The organism is Aurantimonas sp. Leaf443 (genome assembly GCF_001425575.1).
In the GTDB taxonomy this organism is placed as follows: Bacteria; Pseudomonadota; Alphaproteobacteria; order Rhizobiales; family Rhizobiaceae; genus Leaf443.
This window is the reverse complement of the sequence record NZ_LMRD01000008.1, coordinates 316,885-335,316: the sequence shown is the minus strand read 5'-3', so window position 1 is coordinate 335,316 and position 18,432 is coordinate 316,885. Positions and strand designations below refer to the sequence as shown.

General features: G+C 73.9%; 16 protein-coding genes. 7 read left to right on the top strand and 9 right to left on the bottom strand.

From position 1 onward, the window contains the following. Positions 1–147: 147 nt before the first annotated feature. Together hutF and ASG48_RS12955 are read left to right on the top strand one after the other, a co-directional pair. Positions 148–1,518, top strand: coding sequence for a formimidoylglutamate deiminase (gene hutF, locus ASG48_RS12960; RefSeq protein ID WP_055850324.1), 1,371 nt, complete (start codon positions 148–150; stop codon positions 1,516–1,518). Then, positions 1,515–3,032: an aromatic amino acid lyase gene (locus tag ASG48_RS12955; RefSeq protein ID WP_055850322.1), complete on the top strand. Its 1,518-nt coding sequence runs from the start codon at positions 1,515–1,517 to the stop codon at positions 3,030–3,032. The genes hutF and ASG48_RS12955 overlap by 4 nt, the downstream gene beginning before the upstream one ends. Positions 3,033–3,071: 39 nt before the next feature. Here the strand turns inward: ASG48_RS12955 and ASG48_RS12950 are convergent, their stop codons facing one another. The 5 genes from ASG48_RS12950 to ASG48_RS12930 form a co-directional block, all read right to left on the bottom strand. Further along, positions 3,072–3,983, bottom strand: a complete 912-nt coding sequence (locus ASG48_RS12950; RefSeq protein WP_055850320.1) for an ABC transporter substrate-binding protein — start codon at positions 3,981–3,983, stop codon at positions 3,072–3,074. A 51-nt stretch (positions 3,984–4,034) separates the two neighbouring features. Beyond that, positions 4,035–4,733 (bottom strand): ABC transporter permease, encoded by a 699-nt coding sequence (locus tag ASG48_RS12945; RefSeq protein WP_055850315.1) that lies wholly within the window; start codon positions 4,731–4,733, stop codon positions 4,035–4,037. A gap of 3 nt (positions 4,734–4,736) precedes the next feature. Next, positions 4,737–5,381, bottom strand: a complete 645-nt coding sequence (locus ASG48_RS12940; protein ID WP_055850312.1) for an ABC transporter permease subunit — start codon at positions 5,379–5,381, stop codon at positions 4,737–4,739. Next, entirely contained in the window at positions 5,378–6,487 is a 1,110-nt protein-coding gene (locus ASG48_RS12935) for an ABC transporter ATP-binding protein (RefSeq protein WP_055850310.1), read from the bottom strand. Before ASG48_RS12935 ends, ASG48_RS12940 begins: the two co-directional genes overlap by 4 nt. A gap of 256 nt (positions 6,488–6,743) precedes the next feature. Further along, positions 6,744–8,066: an AarF/ABC1/UbiB kinase family protein gene (locus ASG48_RS12930; RefSeq protein ID WP_055850308.1), complete on the bottom strand. Its 1,323-nt coding sequence runs from the start codon at positions 8,064–8,066 to the stop codon at positions 6,744–6,746. Positions 8,067–8,268: 202 nt separating this feature from the next. Here ASG48_RS12930 and ASG48_RS12925 point away from each other — a divergent pair, with 202 nt between their 5' ends. The 3 genes from ASG48_RS12925 to ASG48_RS12915 all read left to right on the top strand — a co-directional run bounded on the left by ASG48_RS12925 (position 8,269) and on the right by ASG48_RS12915 (position 10,600). Then, complete coding sequence (locus ASG48_RS12925; protein WP_055850305.1) at positions 8,269–9,339, top strand: hypothetical protein; 1,071 nt, start codon at positions 8,269–8,271, stop codon at positions 9,337–9,339. 143 nt (positions 9,340–9,482) lie between these two features. After that, the gene (locus ASG48_RS12920; RefSeq protein ID WP_055850304.1) at positions 9,483–9,725 is read left to right on the top strand and encodes a hypothetical protein; all 243 of its coding nucleotides are present in this window, start codon (positions 9,483–9,485) and stop codon (positions 9,723–9,725) included. A 194-nt stretch (positions 9,726–9,919) separates the two neighbouring features. Then, complete coding sequence (locus ASG48_RS12915) at positions 9,920–10,600, top strand: MarC family protein (protein WP_055850674.1); 681 nt, start codon at positions 9,920–9,922, stop codon at positions 10,598–10,600. Positions 10,601–10,617: 17 nt separating this feature from the next. Here the strand turns inward: ASG48_RS12915 and ASG48_RS12910 are convergent, their stop codons facing one another. Genes ASG48_RS12910 through ASG48_RS12895 form a run of 4 tightly spaced genes read right to left on the bottom strand, consistent with a single transcriptional unit; the run spans position 10,618 to position 14,837 of the window. Beyond that, positions 10,618–11,919, bottom strand: a complete 1,302-nt coding sequence (locus tag ASG48_RS12910; RefSeq protein ID WP_055850300.1) for a hypothetical protein — start codon at positions 11,917–11,919, stop codon at positions 10,618–10,620. Then, on the bottom strand, positions 11,916–12,068 hold the full coding sequence (gene cydX, locus ASG48_RS12905; RefSeq protein ID WP_055850298.1) for a cytochrome bd-I oxidase subunit CydX: 153 nt from the start codon (positions 12,066–12,068) through the stop codon (positions 11,916–11,918). Before cydX ends, ASG48_RS12910 begins: the two co-directional genes overlap by 4 nt. A gap of 16 nt (positions 12,069–12,084) precedes the next feature. Then, positions 12,085–13,233 (bottom strand): cytochrome d ubiquinol oxidase subunit II, encoded by a 1,149-nt coding sequence (gene cydB, locus ASG48_RS12900; protein WP_055850296.1) that lies wholly within the window; start codon positions 13,231–13,233, stop codon positions 12,085–12,087. A 17-nt stretch (positions 13,234–13,250) separates the two neighbouring features. After that, positions 13,251–14,837, bottom strand: a complete 1,587-nt coding sequence (locus tag ASG48_RS12895; protein WP_055850294.1) for a cytochrome ubiquinol oxidase subunit I — start codon at positions 14,835–14,837, stop codon at positions 13,251–13,253. A 149-nt stretch (positions 14,838–14,986) separates the two neighbouring features. On the opposite strand from ASG48_RS12895, the gene cydD reads away from it, so the two are divergent. After that, the gene (cydD, locus tag ASG48_RS12890; RefSeq protein ID WP_055850292.1) at positions 14,987–16,774 is read left to right on the top strand and encodes a thiol reductant ABC exporter subunit CydD; all 1,788 of its coding nucleotides are present in this window, start codon (positions 14,987–14,989) and stop codon (positions 16,772–16,774) included. Further along, the gene (gene cydC / locus ASG48_RS12885) at positions 16,771–18,429 is read left to right on the top strand and encodes a thiol reductant ABC exporter subunit CydC (RefSeq protein ID WP_055850290.1); all 1,659 of its coding nucleotides are present in this window, start codon (positions 16,771–16,773) and stop codon (positions 18,427–18,429) included. Before cydD ends, cydC begins: the two co-directional genes overlap by 4 nt. Positions 18,430–18,432 lie beyond the last annotated feature (3 nt).

The window sequence follows — 18,432 nt, the reverse complement described above, 5'->3', positions numbered from 1 at the left end:
GGGCCTGCGACGGGCCGGATCGCCGAACGGGACGGCCGGCACGGCGGCGCGATGCGCGCTTGCGCGGGGGCGCCGGATCGGAAATGGTCCGGCCCGATCTCCGGGAGCGGCACGGCTCCCTCGTCCAGGGACTCACGTGGAGCTTCGATGAGCGCGGTTTCGACACGCCTGTTCTGCCCCCAGGCGCTTCTTCCCGGCGGGTGGGAGCGGGACGTCGCGATCGGGATCGACGCGCAAGGCCGCATCGCGGACCTGGCGACCGGCGCTTCGAAGTCCGGATGCGAGATTCTGGCGGGGCCGGTCGTTCCCGGGCTCGCCAATTGCCATTCCCACGCCTTCCAGCGCGCCATGGCAGGCCTTGCCGAGTGCGCCGGCGCGGGCGAGGACAGTTTCTGGACGTGGCGGGCCGAGATGTACCGCACGGTCGGCCTGATGGGGCCGGACGACGTCGAGGCCATCGCGGCCAAGCTCTATGTCGAGCTCCTGAAGGGCGGCTTCACGCGGGTCGCCGAGTTCCACTATCTCCATCACGGCCCGGACGGGACGCCCTATGCCGATCCGGCCCGGACCTCGCTCTCCATCCTCGCCGCGGCGGGCGAGGCGGGGATCGGGCTGACGCATCTGCCGGTCTTCTACGCCCATGCCAATTTCGGCGGCGCGGCGCCCGGCGAGGGGCAGCGGCCCTTCCTGCACGATGTCGACGGGTTCCTGCGCCTTCTGGAGCGCCTGCAGGCCCCTTGCGAGGCCGCCGGCGCGACGCTCGGCCTCGCGCTGCACTCGCTGCGCGCGGCGACGCCCGGCGAGATCGCCGCGATCCTCGCCGCCGAGGCGACGGGCGGGCCGATCCACATCCATGTCGCCGAGCAGGAGCGCGAGGTCGAGGACTGCCTCGCCTGGAGCGGGCGCCGCCCGGTGGACTGGCTCGTCGACGAGGCGCCGGTCGACGCGCGCTGGTGCGCGATCCACGCGACCCACATGACGCAGGGCGAGACGGCGCGCCTTGCCGCCTCGGGCGCCGTCGCGGGTCTGTGCCCGGCGACCGAGGCCAATCTCGGCGACGGCATCTTCCCCGCCACCGCCTTCCTGAAGGCGGGCGGGCGCCTCGCCATCGGCACGGACAGCCATGTCGCGACGAGCGTCGGCGAGGAGCTGCGCCTTCTCGAATACGGCCAGCGCCTGCGCGACCGGCGCCGGGCGCGCCTCGCCTCGGGGCCCGGCGCCTCGGTCGGGCGCACCCTGTTCGACGCCGCGCTCGCCGGCGGGGCGCAGGCCTGCGGCGCGGGCCTCGCGGGCCTGCAGCCGGGCGCGGCGGCCGACCTCCTCGTCCTCGACGGGGCGGACCCCTATCTCGCGACCGCGCAGGGCGACGCTCTCCTCGACCGCTGGCTCTTCGCGCTCGGGCCCTCGGCGGTGCGCGACGTTCTCGTGGGCGGGCGCTTCGTCGTGCGCGAGGGGCGCCATGCGCGCGACGAGGCCATCGACGCGGCCTTCCTGAAGACGCTGCGCCGCCTGCAATGACGGGCACGACCGTCTCCCTCGACGAGAGCCCGGACGCGGCGGCCATCGCAGCGCTCGCCCGGGGCGCGCGGCTCGAACTCGGCCCCGCCGCGCGCGCCCGCGTCGCGGCTGGCCGGCGCATCGTCGAGGCCCTGTCGGAGCGCGGCATCCGGGGCTACGGCATCAACACGGGCGTCGGCGCGCTCTGCGACACGATCATCCCGCTCGAGGAACAGCGGGCGCTGTCGCGCCGCATCCTCTTCAGCCATGCCTGCGGCCTCGGCGCGCCGCTCGGGCGGGCGGAGACGCGGGCCGTCATGGCGGCGCAGCTTTCGGGCTTCGCCAAGGGCGCGTCCGGCGTGCGGCCGGAACTGGTGGAGGCGCTCGCGGCGCTTCTGAACGCCGACCTCCTGCCGCTCGTGCCCTCGCGCGGCTCGGTCGGCTATCTCACCCATGCGGCGGCGATCGGCCTCGTCCTCATCGGCGCCGGCGCGGCGATCGGGCCGGACGGCGCGCGGCTCGCCGGCGGCGCGGCGATGGCGGCGATCGGCCGGCAACCCCTGGTGCTGGAGGCGAAGGAAGGGCTCAGCCTCGTCAACGGCACGCCCTGCTCGACCGGCCTTGCCTGCCTCGCGCTCGACCGGCTCGCGCGCCTTCTCGACTGGGCGGACGCGGCGGCGGCCATGACCTGCGAGAGCCTCGGCGCGCAGGCCGGCGCCTTCGACGCCGAGACGCTCGCCCTTCGCCGCTCGGACGGGCTGCAGGCGGTCGGCGCGCGGCTGCGCGCCCTCCTGGCCGGCAGCCCGCTCGTCGCGGCGCGCGCCGGGCGGCGCACGCAGGACCCGCTCAGCCTGCGGGCCGTGCCGCAGATCCACGGCGCGGTGCGCGACGCGCTGGCGCAGGCCCTGCCCGTGGTGGAGCGGGAACTGGCGAGCGTCACCGACAATCCGGCCGTCGGCGGCACGCCGCAGGCGCCTGAGGTGCGCTCGCAGGCCCATGCCGTCGCCGCCGCCCTGGGGCTCGCGCTCGACGGTCTCGGCGTGGCGGCGGCCGAGCTTGCCGCGATCGCCGAGCGGCGGATCGACCGCCTGGTGAACCCGCTCGTCAGCGGCCTGCCGGCCTTTCTGGCCGAGGCGGGCGGCACCTTCTCCGGCTTCATGATCGCCCAGTACACGGCGGCCGCGCTCGTGGCGGAGAACCGGCGCCACGCCCTGCCGGCGAGCCTCGACGGCGGCATCACCTCCGCGCTCCAGGAGGACATGCTGACCCACGCGACGCCGGCCGCGGTCAAGCTCCTGGCGATCCTCGACAATCTGCGCGACGTGATCGCCATCGAGCTCCTGGCGGCCGCGCAGGCCTACGAGTTTCAGGCCGGCGGGCGGGCGCCCGGCACGGACGCGCTCTACGCGCGCATCCGCGCGCTCGTGCCCGCCTATCGCGACGACCGGCCGCTGAGCGGCGACATCGCCGCGCTCGGCCCGCTTCTCGAATCGCCCGCCTTTCCCGGCGAAACGATGCGGCCCGCCTTCGGGTGAAGGCGGGCCGCGCGTCTGCTGCGCGATGGGCCTTCGGCCTTACTGGAGGCCCTTCTCCTTCAGGAAGTCGCCGGCGACGACGTCGTAGCTCTCCTGCTTGGCGAGCCGGCCGTTCATCTTGACGAGATCCTCCGTCGTCAGCGCCGCCGAGATGGCGTCGAGCGTCGCCGTCACCGTCTCGCTCGCCTTCGCGCTCGCCAGCACCGGCACGATGTTCTGCGCGGGGAAGAGGTTCTTCGTGTCCTCCAGCGCCACGAGGTCGCTCGCCTGCATGGCGGGATCGGTGGAGAAGAGGTTGGCGGCCTGGACCTGGCCGTTGACGAGCGCGGTCAGCGTGAGCGGGCCGCCGACGTCGAGGGCGCGGAAGGACTTGAACTCGAGCCCGTAGAGGTCCTTCAGGCCGACGATGCCCTCCTTGCGCGTCTTCCACTCGGGCGGTCCGCCGAGCACGAACTCGCCGGCGACAGGCGCGAGATCGGCGATGGTCTTGAGATTGTGTTTCTGCGCGGTGGCGCGGGTGACCACGACGGCGTCCGAATCCTGCGCCGGCGAGGGCGTCAGCATGGTCACGCCCTCGGGAAGCGCCGCCTTCAGCGCGGCCGCGACCTCGTCGGGCGAATGGGCCGTCGCGGCCTTGTCGAGATAGCTCAGCGCGGCGCCCGCATATTCGGGCAGGAGGTCGATCGAGCCGTCGAGAAGCGCGGGCATGTAGACCTCGCGGCTGCCGATGCTCATCTTGGTGTCGACCTCCACGCCCTTGGCGGCGAGCGCCTTGGCGTAGATCGTGGCGAGGAGCTGGCTCTCGGGGAAGTCGGCGGAGCCGACGATCAGCGTCGTCGCGTCGGCGCGGGCCGGGGTCTCGGGCGCGAGCGGGTCGATCGCGAAGGCCGGCAGCGCCGTGAAGGCGAGGAGCGCGAACGCGCCGATCGTGGTCGTCATTCGGTAGGCCATGGGGAAGGTCTCCTTGAACGGAACTCTAGGGGTGATGCGTCGGGCCATGGATCACGCGCGCGCCCGCTGCGGGCGGCGCGTGAGGCCGGGTGAGACGGCAAGGCGCGAGGCGAGGCCGATGACGAGATCGACGGCGAGCGCCAGAACACCCACAAGTACGGCGCCCGCGGCCATCTGGTAGTAGTCGTTCTGGGCCCGGCCATCGATGATGAGCCGGCCGAGGCCGCCGAGCGACACGTAGGCGGCGATGGTCGCCGTCGAGACGATCTGCAGCGTGGCGCTGCGCAGCCCCGAGAAGATCAGCGGCAGGGCGCAGGGCAGCTCGACGCCCAGAAGCACCTGCCAGGGCCGCTGGCCCATGCCGCGCGCCGCGTCCACCGCCGACCGGTCCACCGCCGCGATGCCGGCATAGGTCGCCGTCATGATCGGCGGCACGGCCAGCACCACGAGGACGATGAGGCTCGGCACGACGAAGGCGAGTTCCGAGGTGAAGACGGGGCCGAACAGGATGACGAGGAGCACGATCAGCCCGAGGCTCGGAAGCGCCCGCAGCGCGTTGGCGAGCCCCGCCACCACCACCGTGCCGCGCCCGGTATGGCCGACATAGAGGCCGATCGGCAGGGCCACGAGGCAGGCGGCGGCGAGCGCCGCGCCGCTATAGGCCAGATGCTGGAGGACGAGGGTGGGGATGGCGTCGCTGCCGCGCCAGCGGGCGGGATCGGCGAACCAGGCGGCGAGTTCGGCCAGCATCGCTCAGCGCCCCTTCGGCTGCCAGGGCGTGAGGCGCCCGGCGAGGAAGAGGACGAGCGCGTCGAGCAGCGCGGCGAGGAGGACGCACAGGACGATGCCGGTGACGATCGGCGTCAGGAAGCGCAGCTGCAGCCCCTGCGTGAAGAGCGTGCCGAGCTGCGGCGTGCCGACGAGGGCCGCCACCGAGACGATCGACACGTTGGAGACGACGGCCACGCGAAGCCCGGCCGCGATGACGGGGACGGCGAGCGGCAGCTCCACCTTGAGGAAGCGCGCCGGCGCGCGGTAGCCCATCGCGTCCGCCGCCTGCCGCACGTCCGGCGAGACGGTCTCCAGCCCGTCGCTGACCGTGCGCACGAGAAGCGCCACGGCGTAGACCGTCAGCGCCACGACGACGTTCAGCGGATCGAGGATGCGCGTGCCGAGGATCGCGGGCAGGAGCACGAAGAGCGCGAGCGAGGGGATCGTGTAGAGGAGCCCCGCCGTGCCGAGCAGCGCCTGGCGGAAGAGGCCGGCGCGCTGCGCCAGCCAGCCGAGCGGCAGGGCGAGCAGAAGGCCGATCGCGACGGGCGCGAGCGAGAGGCCGAGATGCCAGAGGAACAGTTCGAGGATGCGACCGGATTCGCGCGCGAGCCAGTCGAGCCTCATGGGCGCGGCCCGATCCGCCCCTGGCGTTCGGCCTCGATGGCGGCGGCGATGGCCGGCAGGGTGACGGTGCCGGCGAGTTCGCCGGCGGGCGTCACCACGACGCCGCGGCCGGAGGGGGCGCTGAGCGCGGCGTCCAGCACGTGGCGCAGCGTGCCGCCCTCGGGGGCGAACGTGCCGCTGAGATTGAGGTCGCCGTCGCGCAAGGGGGCGCGCAAGGTCTCGACATCCGCCCAGCCGAGCGGGCGGCGCGCGGCGTCGGTGACGAGCAGCCAACGGTCGAGCGCCACGCGGCGCGCCTCTTCCGGCGCCGTGCCGAGCGGGACGGCGGGCTCGGCGCGCAGCGCCAGTGTCCCGTCGATGCCCGCGAAGCTGAGGAACCGGTAGCCGCGGTCGCGGCCGATGAAGTCGGCGACGAAGGCGTCGGCGGGGCGCGCGAGGAGGTCGCGCGGGCTGGCGACCTGCGCGAGCCGCCCGCCCGTGCGCAGCACCGCCACCTGGTCGCCGAGCTTCAGCGCCTCGTCGATATCGTGCGTGACGAGGATGATCGTCTTGCCGATCTCGCGCTGCAGGCGCAGGAACTCCTCCTGCAGCTGGCCGCGCACCACGGGATCGACGGCGCTGAAGGGCTCGTCCATCAGCATGAAGTTCGGGTCCGAGGCGAGCGCCCGGGCGACGCCGACGCGCTGCTGCTGGCCGCCCGAGAGCTGCCAGGGATAGCGGTCCGCGAAGGCGGCGCTGAGGCCGACGCGCTCCAGGAGGTCGTGCGCGCGCCGCAGGGCCTCGGCCTTCGGCACCTTGTTGAGCCGCGCGGTGGTGGCGATGTTCTGCACGACGGTGCGGTGCGGGAAGAGGCCCGCATGCTGGATGACATAGCCGATGCGCCGGCGAAGGCGCGCCACGTCCATCCGCTCGGTCGGCTCGCCGTCGAGCAGGATCGAGCCGGAGGTCGGCGCGATGAGGCGGTTGACCATGCGCAGCGAGGTCGTCTTGCCGCAGCCGGACGGGCCGACGAGGACGGTGAGCTTGCCCGTCGGCGCGACGAGCGACAGCCCGTCCACCGCGACGCTTCCCTGATAGAGCTTGGTGACGGCGTCGAAGGTGATCACGGCAGGACCCTCCGGCGGGGAAGCGCTCCGGCCGAAGGGGTCGGCACCGGCGCGGCGACGCGGAGGGGCGCCCGCGCGGCGCCGCTCGCGGCGGCGTTCGGGCGCAGGGTGGCACGCGGGAGGCGGGCCCGCAACAGGCCATCGGCACAGGACGAACCGGCCCGCGCACCCGCCCGGACGACGCCTCGCGCGGCGCCGATGCCGCCGGACCGCGCTGCCGGGACGGGCCGCCGCCGCGCCGGGACCGGGCGGCCCCTCACAGATACCGTGCCAGGATGGTCTTGACGTCGACCCGCGCCTTGAGGCGCGCGGCGGCCAGATAGGTGCCGCCGAACTTGCGTTGCAGGAAGAGCGCGTCGACCGGGGGCAGGCGCCAGCCCTCCCGCTCCTGCGCGAAGGCCATCCCGTCCTCGCGCAGGCGTCTGAGGATCGTGGCGTCGCCGAAGTCGAAGACGTCCGTCGCCAGAATCGGCTCGAGCGCGGTCTCGAAGGTGGACAGGACGTTCTGGCGGTGTCGCGCGGGCACGCTCTCGTCGAGGAGGCCGAGCTCCAGGAGCGCCCGCTCGCTCGCCTCGCGGTCGCGCGAGAGCCCCGCCAGGGCGAGCGCGCGGCAGCCGGCGGCAAGCTCGGGCGGGAAGGCGCGCGTCGCGCCGAAATCGAGGAGCACGACGCGCCGCGTGGCCGGGTCGTAGCGGTAGTTGGCGAGATTGGGGTCGGTCTGCATGAGGCGGAAGACGAAGAGCTCGCGCAGCGCCAGATCGACGAGAAGCGCCCCGACCCGGTCGCGCTCGGCCTGCGGCGCGCTCTCCAGGCTCTCGATCGGCCGGCCCTCGGCATAGGACATGACGAGGACGTCCGGCCGGGTCAGGTCGCGGTGCACGCCGGGCACGACGACATGCGGGTCGCCCGAAAGAAGCGCGCCGAACCGCTCCAGGCAGTCGGCCTCGCGCTCGTAGTCGGCCTCCTCGTGCAGCTGGCGCTTGGCCTGGTCGAGAAGGGGCGCGACGTCCAGATGGGCGGGCACGAGACCGGAGACGCGCAGGAGCAGGGCGACGTTGTCGACGTCGCTGTCGATGCTGCGCCGCACGCCCGGATACTGGATCTTCACGGCGAGATCGCGCCCGTCGCTCGTCTGGGCGCGGTGCACCTGGCCGATCGAGGCGGCGGCGACGGGGCGGAAGGCGAAATAGTCGAAGCGCTTCTCCCATCCCCTGCCCCAGGCCCGGTCGAGCACGGCCTGCACCTGCGCCCGCGGCATCGGTTCGGCGTCGGCGCGAAGCCGCTCCAGGATGGCGGCGAGCTCGGGCGGCAGCACGTCGCCCGCCTCCATGGACAGGAGCTGGCCCATCTTCATCGCCGCCCCGCGCAGCCGGGCGAGCTGGTCGGTCACCTTCAGGACGTTGGCGGGCGTCATCAGGAGGTCTTCGAGGCGCGGCCGGCGCCCGCGCGCGACCTCGGAAAGACCGTCGAGCAGCATGCCGCCGGCGACCCCGCCGGCCATGGAGCCGAGCCGCGCCAGCCGCCAGAGGCGGCTCGCGGGAACGGTGGAGCCGCCGGGCGGGCGAGAGCGAGGCGCCAAGGATGCGAGCCTTTGTTCGATGAACGGCGCGGCGCTGCGGGAGGCGCGCCGATGACGCGACCTATGGCGCGCGGACGGGGCCGGCAAGCGGCGGCCCCTGCGACGCTTCGTCTGCCCGGCGGGGCGGCACCGCGCGGGTTCGGCCCCGGCGCGCAACCGTGCTAGAGCGGCGGCGGGCTTTTGCGGCAGGAAGAGGCGTTCCATGGGCAACCGGGCAGATCGGCGGGCGACGGCCAAGATCGCCAGACAGGCGATGAAGCGGGCGAAGACGCCGACCGAGGGCGCCATCCTGCGCGCGGCGGCGGCCTTTGCCGGGGACGGCCTCGTCGGGGAGCTCGGTCCCCACGTCTCCGCCCCCGATTTCGACGAGACCTGGGAGCGGCTCTCGGACGACCTGCGCGACATTCTCGACGCCGACTTCCCCGACTTCATGGTGCAGGCCTATGTCGAGGCCGGCGGCGGGCTGTCCGAGGAGGGCGCCACCGTCACGCGCCTCGTCCTCCTGCCCGTCAGCGGTCCGCGCGCGCGCGTCCTCGCCTTCGCCGGGGACGGGGCGGAGATGGCCCGGCTGGCGTCGTCCCTGCGCGAGAGCGGCGTCGTGCCGGAGGCCGGCGCCTGCCTCGTGCAGCCGGGCCTCGTCCTGCCGCTCGCCGCCTTCGCGCCGCAGGCGACGACGCCCGGACGCGTGCGGGCGCTGCATGACGGCCTCGTCGCCCGGCTTTCCGGCGGCGAGGCCGGCAAGGCTCGTCCGCCCTTCGAGCCGGGCCTCGAAGAGGGCCCCGGCGAGGAGATCGTCTTCGGCGCGCTGGCCGCCCTCGAGCGCGTGCCGCTCGGCGCGCTTCCGGGCCCGCCGACGAGCGAGGAGGCGCTCGAGGCCGAGGACATGGCCCGCGCGGCCGCCCTCGAGTCCTGGCACGATTCCTACGCCGCCGAACTCGACGGCCTGTCGCTCGGCGCGCCCGTCGACTGGCCGGCCTGCGCCGCCGCGCTCGCCTTCGAGACGCTGCGCGTGGCGATCGAGACGGCGCGCCCCGGCACCGCGCGGCCGGATGCCGCGCCCGACACGCTCCATTGCGGGCCGACCTCGGACGGCGCGTCGCTCCTGGCCTGCGCCGTCTTCGGCAGCGTCGCGGTCGGGCCCTTCGCGGTGCCCGCCGAACTCGTCTGGTTCGACGCCGACGCCTTCTTCGACGCGGCCGAGGCCTATGCGGGCGCGCTCGCCGAGCACGAGGACGACCGGCCGGTGCTCGCGGCGCTCCTCTCGCGACCCTGACAACGGCCGTCCGGCGTTCATGAGCCGGCTCACCGATGCGCCTGGGCTGCCCGCCGTCGCGGCGAATGGACCCAGGCGCGGCGGATCGCGGATCGCCGCGCGCCGCCGGCGCGTTCCGCCGGCACCATCAGGGAGTTCACGTCATGGCAATGTCCGACAAGGCCCGGTCCATCCTCGTCTTCGCCGCCTATCACCAACTGTCCAGCGGCGAGCGGGTGCGCGACGTCGTCCTCGCCGACGGCGCCGGCCACAAGGCCGATTCCGGGGGCGTCGCGGAACTGGAGGAGGCGGGCCTCCTCACCGTGGACGGGGATCGCGGGCGCCTCAGCGAGGCCGGCGAGGCGATGGTGGAGGCGATCCTCGAAGCCGTGCGCGCCGCCGGCTGAGACGGGCCGTCTGCGCCGCGCCCGGCGATGGCGGTTGCATCGCCCGCCGCGAGCGTGCAGTCCTTGCGCGGGGAGACCTGCGCGACCGGACGCATCCGAAGCAGGCGGCGCGAGGGGGACCCCGGAACGAGGGGATGGAGCGTCCCGGCAAGCGCCGGGCGCTCCTGGCGGTGGCGGATCGAGGGAGCGGCGCGATGGATCTCCTCGGCATCGGCTCCCACTTCGCGCAGACCTTCCTCCTCGCCTTCTCCGCGCTCTTCTCCATCGTCAATCCCCTGAGCGGCGCGCTGCTGTTCCGCCAGCTCACCGGCGGGCGCACGCATGACGAGCGCCTTCTCCTCGCGCGGCGCATCGGCCTCTATGCGGGCGTCGTGATGCTGGGCGCGCTCTGGGTCGGCGTCTATGTCCTCAACTTCTTCGGCATCACGCTGGCGGCCCTTCGCATCGCCGGCGGCCTCGTCGTGGCGGCGACTGCCTGGTCCATGCTGTCGACGCCCGAAGAGCGCCAGGAGCGCAAGGAGAGCCAGGCCGGCGAGGCCATGCATGCGGACGACGTCGCCTTCTTCCCGCTGACCATGCCGATGACGACCGGCCCCGGCACGATCTCGGTCGCCATCGCCCTCGGCTCGAACCGCCCCTCGGGAAGCGCGCCGCTCGCCGCCTTCCTCGCGGCGACCTCGCTCGCGGCCCTCGCCGTCGCGGTTCTCGTCTGGATCGCCTACCATTTCGCCGATACGGTGACGGATCTCCTCGGCAATGCCCGCACCCAGATCGTCAGCCGCCTCGCCGCCTTCCTGCTCCTGTGCATCGGCGTCCAGATCATCCTGAACGGGGCGATCGACGCCATGCGCGCCTTCCCGCTCGCCGCCGGCTGACGGACGGTCCCGAGGCCTCAGACGGCCTCGGCGAGGCGGCTCCCGCCGTCCGTGCGGAACTGGTCGAAGAGCGCGCAGACGAGGTGCACGAAGGGGCGGCCCTCGCGCGTGAGGCGCAGCGTCTGGCCCCTCGTCTCCAGGAGACCGTCGGCGACGAAGGGGCGCAGCAGCGCCAGCTCGTCGCCGTAGCGCGCGGCGCGCGGGCCCAGATCGACTGAGAAGTCGCATATCAGACGTTCGATGATCGCGCCGCGCTCGCGGTCCTCGGGCGAAAGGGCGTGGCCTCGCGCCGTGGCGAGCCGCCCGGCCGCCACGCTCGATCCGTAGGCCGCGAGGTCCGGGACGTTCTGCGCGTAGCCGCCGGGCAGGCGCGAGATGGCGGAGGCGCCGAAGCCGACGAGATTGGGCGCGTCGTCGTCGGTATAGGTCTCGACGTCGCGATGCAGGCGCCCGTTGCGGGCGGCGACGGCCAGGGGGTCGCAGGGCCGGGCATAGTGGTCGATGCCGACGGCGCGGTAGCCGTGGGCCCGCAGCGTCCTGTCCACCGCCTCGGCCCGGCGCACCCGCTCCTCGGCCGCCGGCAGGGCGTCGAGCTCGATGCGGCCCCGGTCGGGGCGCGCGGTCGGCAAAGGGGCGTCGGCGTGCAGGACGAGACGGTCGGGCACGAGCGCCAGCGCCTCGCGGCAGGCGCGCACGAGTCCGGCGCCCGTCTGGTGCGGCAGGCCGTCGGCGATGTGGAGATCGAGCCGGCGGATCCCGGCGCGCCGCAGCATGGAGGCCGCCGCCCGCGCCGTGCCGAGCGGCCGTTCCCGCCCGCTCGCGGCCCGCGGCGCCGGATCGATGTCCTCGATGCGAAGGCTCGCCCGGTTGACGCCGAGCGCCGCGAGCGCCGTGCAGAAGGCGGGATCGAGCAGGTCGGGATCGAGCGCGATCGCATGGTCGAGCCCCGGCGGGAGCTGGAAATGTCCGGCGAGTTCGCACAGCACGGCCGCGAGCCCGCGAGCCCCGAGGATCTCCGGCATGCCGCGGCCCCATGCGATGCGCGAGACGGGCAGGCGGGCCTGAAGGCCGGCGGCGACGAGGGCGATCTCGGCCCGCAGCGCCGCCTCGTAGCCCGCCGCCGCCGCCGTCCGGGGCGCCGCCTCGGCCTGCTTGGGCGCGGCGAGAAAGACCGAGACCGGCCGGCCCGGATCGAGCGCCCCGAGCCAGGCCGCGGCCTGCCGCGGCCCGACGGCGGGCGAGAAGTCCGCCACCGCCGGATAGGACGTGTAGCGCGGCACGCTGAGCCCGGCGAGGCGCCGCACGAGGTCCGGTCTCATGGCGTTCGGTCGGCGTCCGCCCGCTCGCCCGAGGGAGTGGCGGGCAAAGCCGAGAGGCGCCGGTCCTCGCGCATCTCGAACCACATGGCGTTGAGGATGGCGAAGGCGCAGGCGAGGCCGACGCCGAGGGTCCAGGAGAAATACCACATCGTCCGCAGGTCCCTTTCAGTAGGCGTTGGGGTTGCGGCCGATCGAGGCCGCGGTCACGGGCCCGCGCATCACGCGGTAGACCCAGGTCGTGTAGGCGAGGATCAGCGGCAGGAAGACGACGGTCGCCACCAGCATCACGAAGAGCGTGAGATGGCTGGACGAGGCGTCCCAGACCGTGAGGCTGACGTCGGGCGCGGCCGACGAGGGAAGGAGGAAGGGAAAGAGCGACAGGCCCGCCGTCGACACGATGCCGAAGATCGCCGCGGCACCGGCGAGGATCGCGGTCCGCCCGGCCCGCGCTCCGAGCGCCGCTCGCGCGAGAGCGAGCCCCAGGAGCCCGAGCGCCGGGGCGGCGAGCATCCAGGGATGGCGCCCGTAATTGGCGATCCATGCGCCCGTCTCGCGCGCCACCGTCTTGGCGAGCGGGTCGGAGGGGGCCAGCCTGTCCTGCACGCTCGTGACGACATAGCCCTCCATGCCGAAGGCGACCCAGAAGCCGCCGAGAACGAAGAGGCCGAGCCCGGCCAGCGCGGCCTTGCGGCCGAAGTCGCGGGCGCGTTCCGCGAGCAGCCCCTCGCAGCGCGCGGCGATGACGGCGGCGCCGAGCGTGACCACCATCGCGACGCCGAGGAGGCCGCACAGGAGCGCGAAGGGGCGCAGGAGCCCGAAGAAGCTGCCGGCGTAGCTCGCGCGCATCGTCGCGTCGAGGCCGAAGGGCACGCCGAGGAGCACGTTGCCCACCGCCACGCCCGAGATCAGCGCCGGCACGAAGCCGCCGACGAAGAGCGCCCAGTCCCAGGCCTCGCGCCAGCGCCGGTCCTCGATCTTGCCGCGGAACTTGAAGCCCACGGGCCGCAGGATCAGCGCCAGGAGGATCGCGATCATGGCGAGGTAGAAGCCCGAGAAGCTCGCCGCGTAGAGCGCCGGCCAGGCCGCGAAGATGGCCCCGCCGCCCAGCACGAGCCAGACCTGGCTGCCCTCCCAGGTCGGGCCGACGAGGTTGATGAGGACGCGCCGCTCCGCGTCGCTGCGCGCGGCGAAGGGCAGGAGCGTGCCGATGCCCAGATCCGCGCCGTCCATCACGGCCCAGCCGATGAGCAGGATGCCGAGGAGCGCCCACCAGACGAGCCGCAGCGTTTCGTAGTCGAGGGGGATGCTTGTCATGGTCGTTCGGCCTTCGGTCAGCGGTGTTCGGGACGGGCGGCGGCGCCCTGGGGGATCGCGGGCGATCCGCCCGCCGCCCTGCCGAGGAGAGAGGTCTGCGAGGGGCCGGCCTTGATGACCTTCAGCATCAGGATCACCATGACGATGGCGAGCGCGGTGTAGAGCGTCAGGAAGAAGGCGAGGCTGATGGAGAGGTCGGTCAGCGTCAGGTCCGAGGCCGCGTAGAAGGTCGGCAGGACGCCCTCCACCACCCAGGGCTGGCGGCCGTATTCGGCGAGGAACCAGCCGGCCTCGATGGCGATCCAGGGCGTGGGCAGCGACAGGAGCGCGATCCACAGGAGGGGGCGGCTCTCGCCGAGCCTGTGGCGCGAGGCGAGGACGAAGGCCGCCGCGAAGAAGACGATCATGTAGAGCCCGCAGACCACCATCAGGCGGAAGCTCCAGAAGAGCGGCGCGACGCCCGGCACCGTGTCGAGGGCGGCCTGCGTGATCTCCTCCGGGCTCGCCTGCGTCACGTCCTCGCGGTAGCGCTTGAGGAGGAGCGCGTAGCCGAGATCCTTCCAGGTGGCCTCGAAGGTCTGGCGGGCCGCCCTGTCGCTGCCGTCGGCGCGGATGTCCTGGAGCGCCCGGTAGGCGACGAGGCCGTTGCGGATGCGCGTGCCGGCGAGTTCCACGAGGTCGAGGATGCCGGGGATCTCGCCGGAGATCGAGCGCGTGGCGATGAGGCCGAGCGCGTAGGGCACCTGCACCTGGAAGCTGTTCTCGCCGTCGCCGGGAATGGCGAAGAGGGTGAAGCCGGCCGGCGCGGGCTCGGTGTGCCACATGGCCTCCATCGCCGCGAGCTTCATCTTCTGATGCTCGGTCGTGGTGTAGCCGCTCTCGTCGCCGAGGACGACGACCGAGAGCGCCGAGGCGAGGCCGAAGCTCGCCGCCACCGCCATCGAGCGTTTGGCGAGATCGGCGTGGCGCCCTGTCAGCAGGAACCAGGCGCTGACGCTCATGACGAACATGGCGCCCGTCACGTAGCCGGCCGAGACGGTGTGGACGAACTTGGCCTGCGCCACCGGGTTGAACACCACGGCCATGAAGTCGGTGATCTCCATGCGCATCGTGTCGGGGTTGAAGCGCGCGCCGACCGGATTCTGCATCCAGCCGTTGGCGATGAGGATCCACAGCGCCGAGAAGTTGGCGCCCAGCGCCACCAGCCAGGTGACGCAGAGATGGCCGACGCGCGACAGGCGGTCCCAGCCGAAGAAGAACAGGCCGATGAAGGTCGCCTCGAGGAAGAAGGCCATGAGGCCCTCGATGGCGAGCGGCGCGCCGAAGACGTCGCCGACATAGTGGCTGTAGTAGCTCCAGTTCATGCCGAACTGGAATTCCATGACGATGCCGGTGGCCACGCCCATGGCGAAGTTGATGCCGAAGAGCGTGCCCCAGTAGAGCGTCATGCGCCGCCAGATCTCGCGGCCGGTCATGACGTAGACGCTCTCCATGATGGCCATCAGGAAGGACAGCCCGAGCGTCAGGGGCACGAAGAGGAAGTGGTACATCGCCGTCGCCGCGAACTGGAGTCGCGACAGGTCGACGACCGTCATGTCGATCATGGGTCTGCCCGCCTTTTTGGAATGCCGGCCGCTCCCGGCTGGAGCCCATGCCTTAGGACCGCGCCGATCACGGCGCCTTGATCGAAATCAATGCTCCCGCGCGGCGCCCTGCCTATCGCTTCGGGCGACGGATCGAGGGCGGTGGCGGCATGGACGGGGCAGGGCGGGCGAAGGGCGACGAGGGCGGCGGCGCGCCGTCGACGCGGGACGAGCGACGCTGGTTGGGAACCCTGCGCCGCGACGGCGGCTGGCCCCTGTCGCTCGCGCTCGCCCTTCCGCTCCTCTCCGGCCTCGTCCTCCTCGGACAGGCCGCGCTCCTCGCCGCGCTCCTCCACGCCGCGATCGCGGACGGGCGGCCGCTCGAGGCGCTGGTGCCGGATCTGGCGCTCCTCGCCGCTCTTCTGGGCCTGCGGGCGCTCCTCTCCTATCTCGGCGAGCGGGCGGCCGTGGCCGGAGCCGAGCGCGTCAAGCGCGTGGTGCGCGAGCGTCTCTTCGCGGCGCTTCTGGAGCAGCGTCCGCACTGGACGGCGCAGCGCGCCTCGGGCGCCCTTGCCGGCGCGCTCTGCGAGCAGGTGGAGGCGCTCGACGGGTTCTTCGCGCGCTTCCTGCCGGCCATGGTCGCGGCCGCCGTGCTGCCGCCGGCCTTCGCCCTCCTGGTGCTGCCGCTCGACTGGGCGGTCGGGCTCCTCTTCCTGGTGACGGCACCGCTCGTGCCGCTCTTCATGGCCCTGGTGGGCTGGGGCGCCGAGGCCGCCGGCAAGGCGCAGGCGCTCGCTCTCTCGCGCCTGTCCGCGCGGTTCGCCGACCGGCTGCGCGGCCTCTCCACCCTCCTCGCCTTCGGCCGGGCGCAGGCGGAGGCGGACGAGATGGGCCGGATCGGGGAGGAATGGCGCGCCCGCACGATGGGCGTCCTGCGCATCGCCTTCCTCTCCTCGGCGGTCCTCGAATTCTTCGCGGCGCTCGGCGTGGCGGGCGTCGCCCTCTATGTCGGCCTCACCTTTCTCGGCCTCGTCGATCTCCATGCCGGCACGCTGACGCTGGAGACGGGGCTCTTCTGCCTCCTGATGGCGCCGGAGGTCTATGCGCCGCTGCGCCAGCTTGCCGCGCACTATCACGACCGCGCCGGCGCGATGGCCGCCGCGGGCGAGATCGCCGCCGCCTTCGGTGCCCTGCCGCCGTCCTCGCCCGCCGCCGAAGCGCCCGCCGGGGCAAGCACGCCGGCGCAGGGCGCGCTCGGCGTCGCCGTCGGCGGGCTGCGGCTGTCGACGCCCTGCGGCACGCGCCGCCTGCTCGACGGCGCGGACCTTACCATCCGCCCCGGCCTTCGCGTGGCGCTGCTCGGGCCGAGCGGCTGCGGCAAGACCACGCTTCTCGAGACGCTGGCCCGGCTGCGCGAGGCGGACGGGACGGTGCGGCTCGGCGCCGTGCCCTTGTCCGAGATCGCGGAGGCGGCCTTTCGCGAGCGCGTCGCCTTTGTCGGCCAGCGCCCGCGCCTCTTCCACGGCACCATCGCCGACAATATCCGCCTCGGGCGCCCGCAGGCGGGCGCGGCGGCCCTGCGCCGGGCGGCCGAGCTGGCCGAGGTCGACGCCTTCGCCGACCTGTTGCCCGGCGGGCTCGACGCGCCCGTCGGCGACGGCGGCCTCGGCCTTTCGGGCGGCGAGGCCCAGCGCGTCGCGCTCGCCCGCCTCTACCTGCGCGATCCCGGGCTGATCCTTCTCGACGAGCCGACCGCCCATCTCGACCGGGCGACGCAGGAGCGCGTCCTCGACAAGCTCCTGACCTTCGCGGACGGGCGCACGCTCCTCCTCGCCACCCATTCGCCCGCGGTCGCCGCGCGCATGGACCTCGTCCTCACGCTGGAGGGCGGCCGGCTCGTCGCGGCGCCTCCCGTCGGGGGCCTTCGCCGCTTCGCCCTCTGCGAGGACGCCGCATGAACGCCCTTCTCTCCTTCCGCCCGCTCTTCGCCCGCCGCCGCGGCGCCTTCGCGCTGGCGCTATGCCTGTCGCTCGCCACGCTCCTGTGCGGCGTCGCGCTCCTCGGCGTCTCCGGCTGGTTCCTCACCGCCGCCTCGCTGACGGGGCTCGGCGCGGCCTTCAACCTCTTCGGCCCCTCGGCGGCCGTGCGCGGCCTCTCCTTCCTGCGCATCCTGTCGCGCTACGGCGAGAAGCTCTCCGGCCACGAGGCGACGCTCGGCACGCTCGCCGACATCCGCCAATGGCTGTTCCGCGCCCTGATGCCGCGCATCTCCCGCATCGAGCGCGACATCCGGCACGGCGACCTCGTCTCCCGGCTCGTCGCCGACGTGGAGGCGCTGGACACGGTGTTCCTTCTCGCCGTCGGGCCGATGGTGACGGGTCTCCTCGTCGGCGCTTCGGTGACGGCCCTCCTGGCCGTTCTCCTGCCGGGCGCGGCCTTTGCCTACGGCGCGGCGATGGCGGGCGCGGCGATCCTCGTGCCGCTCGCCCTCGCGGCGGCGACGCGGCGGGCGGGCTCGCAGGCGGTCCTGGCCTGCGCGCGCCTTCGCCAGCTCGGCCTCGACGCGCTGGACGGGCATGACGATCTCGTGGCGCTCGGCGCGGTCGAGAGCGCGCGGGCCGAGTTCGGGGCGAGCGTCGCAACGCTCGGGCGCATCCGCCGGCGCATCGCGGCCCGGGCCGCCCTCGCGCTCGCCGCGATCCAGCTCCTTGCCGGGGCCGCGCTCATCGCGACGCTCGCCGCCGGCCTGGCCGCCCATGGCGCGGGCGCGCTTTCCGCCCCGCTCCTCGTCGGTCTCGTGCTCGCGGTGGTCGGCAGTTTCGAGGCGGGCGCCGGCACGGTGCGCAGCGTCGCCCGGCTCGGCGCCTCGATGGCCGCGGCCGAGCGGCTGCGCGAACTCGCCGCCCAGCCCCCCGCCGTGCGGCCGGCGCCGATGCCCCGCGCCGTCGGCTCCGCGCGCGCGCTCGCCTTCGAGGGCGTGAGCTTTTCCTTCGCGCCCGGCCGCTTCGCGCTGCGGGACGTCGACCTTCGCGTCGCGCCCGGCGAATGCGTCGTGCTGCAGGGGCCGAGCGGCGCCGGCAAATCGACGCTCCTACGCCTCGCCCTGCGGTTCGAGGACCCGACGCGCGGCACGGTGCGCGTCGGCGGCACGGACCTTCGCGAGTGCGATCCCGACGATCTCCACCGCCATGTCGCGCTGCTCGAACAGGGCGCGCCGGTCTTTCTCGGCACGATCGAGGAGAACCTGCGCATCGGCCGGGCGGATGCCGGCCCGGACGAACTCTGGGCCGCGCTCGGCGCCGCCCGCCTCGCCGCCTTCGTGCGCACGCTGCCGGAGGGGCTCGCGACCTTTCTCGGCGAGGGCGGGCGAACGCTGTCGGCCGGCCAGGCGCGGCGGCTCTGCCTCGCCCGCGCGCTTCTCTCGCCGGCGGGCATCCTGCTTCTCGACGAGCCGACGAGCGGGCTCGACCGGGAGACGGAACGGGCCTTCTTCGCCGATCTGCGCGGCGCCGCGGCCGGGCGCACCGTGGTGATCGCGACCCATGCCGACGTGCCGCCGGGGCTTGCCGACCGCATGGCGACGCTGCGCGGCGGTGTTCTGGACGAGGGCTGAGGG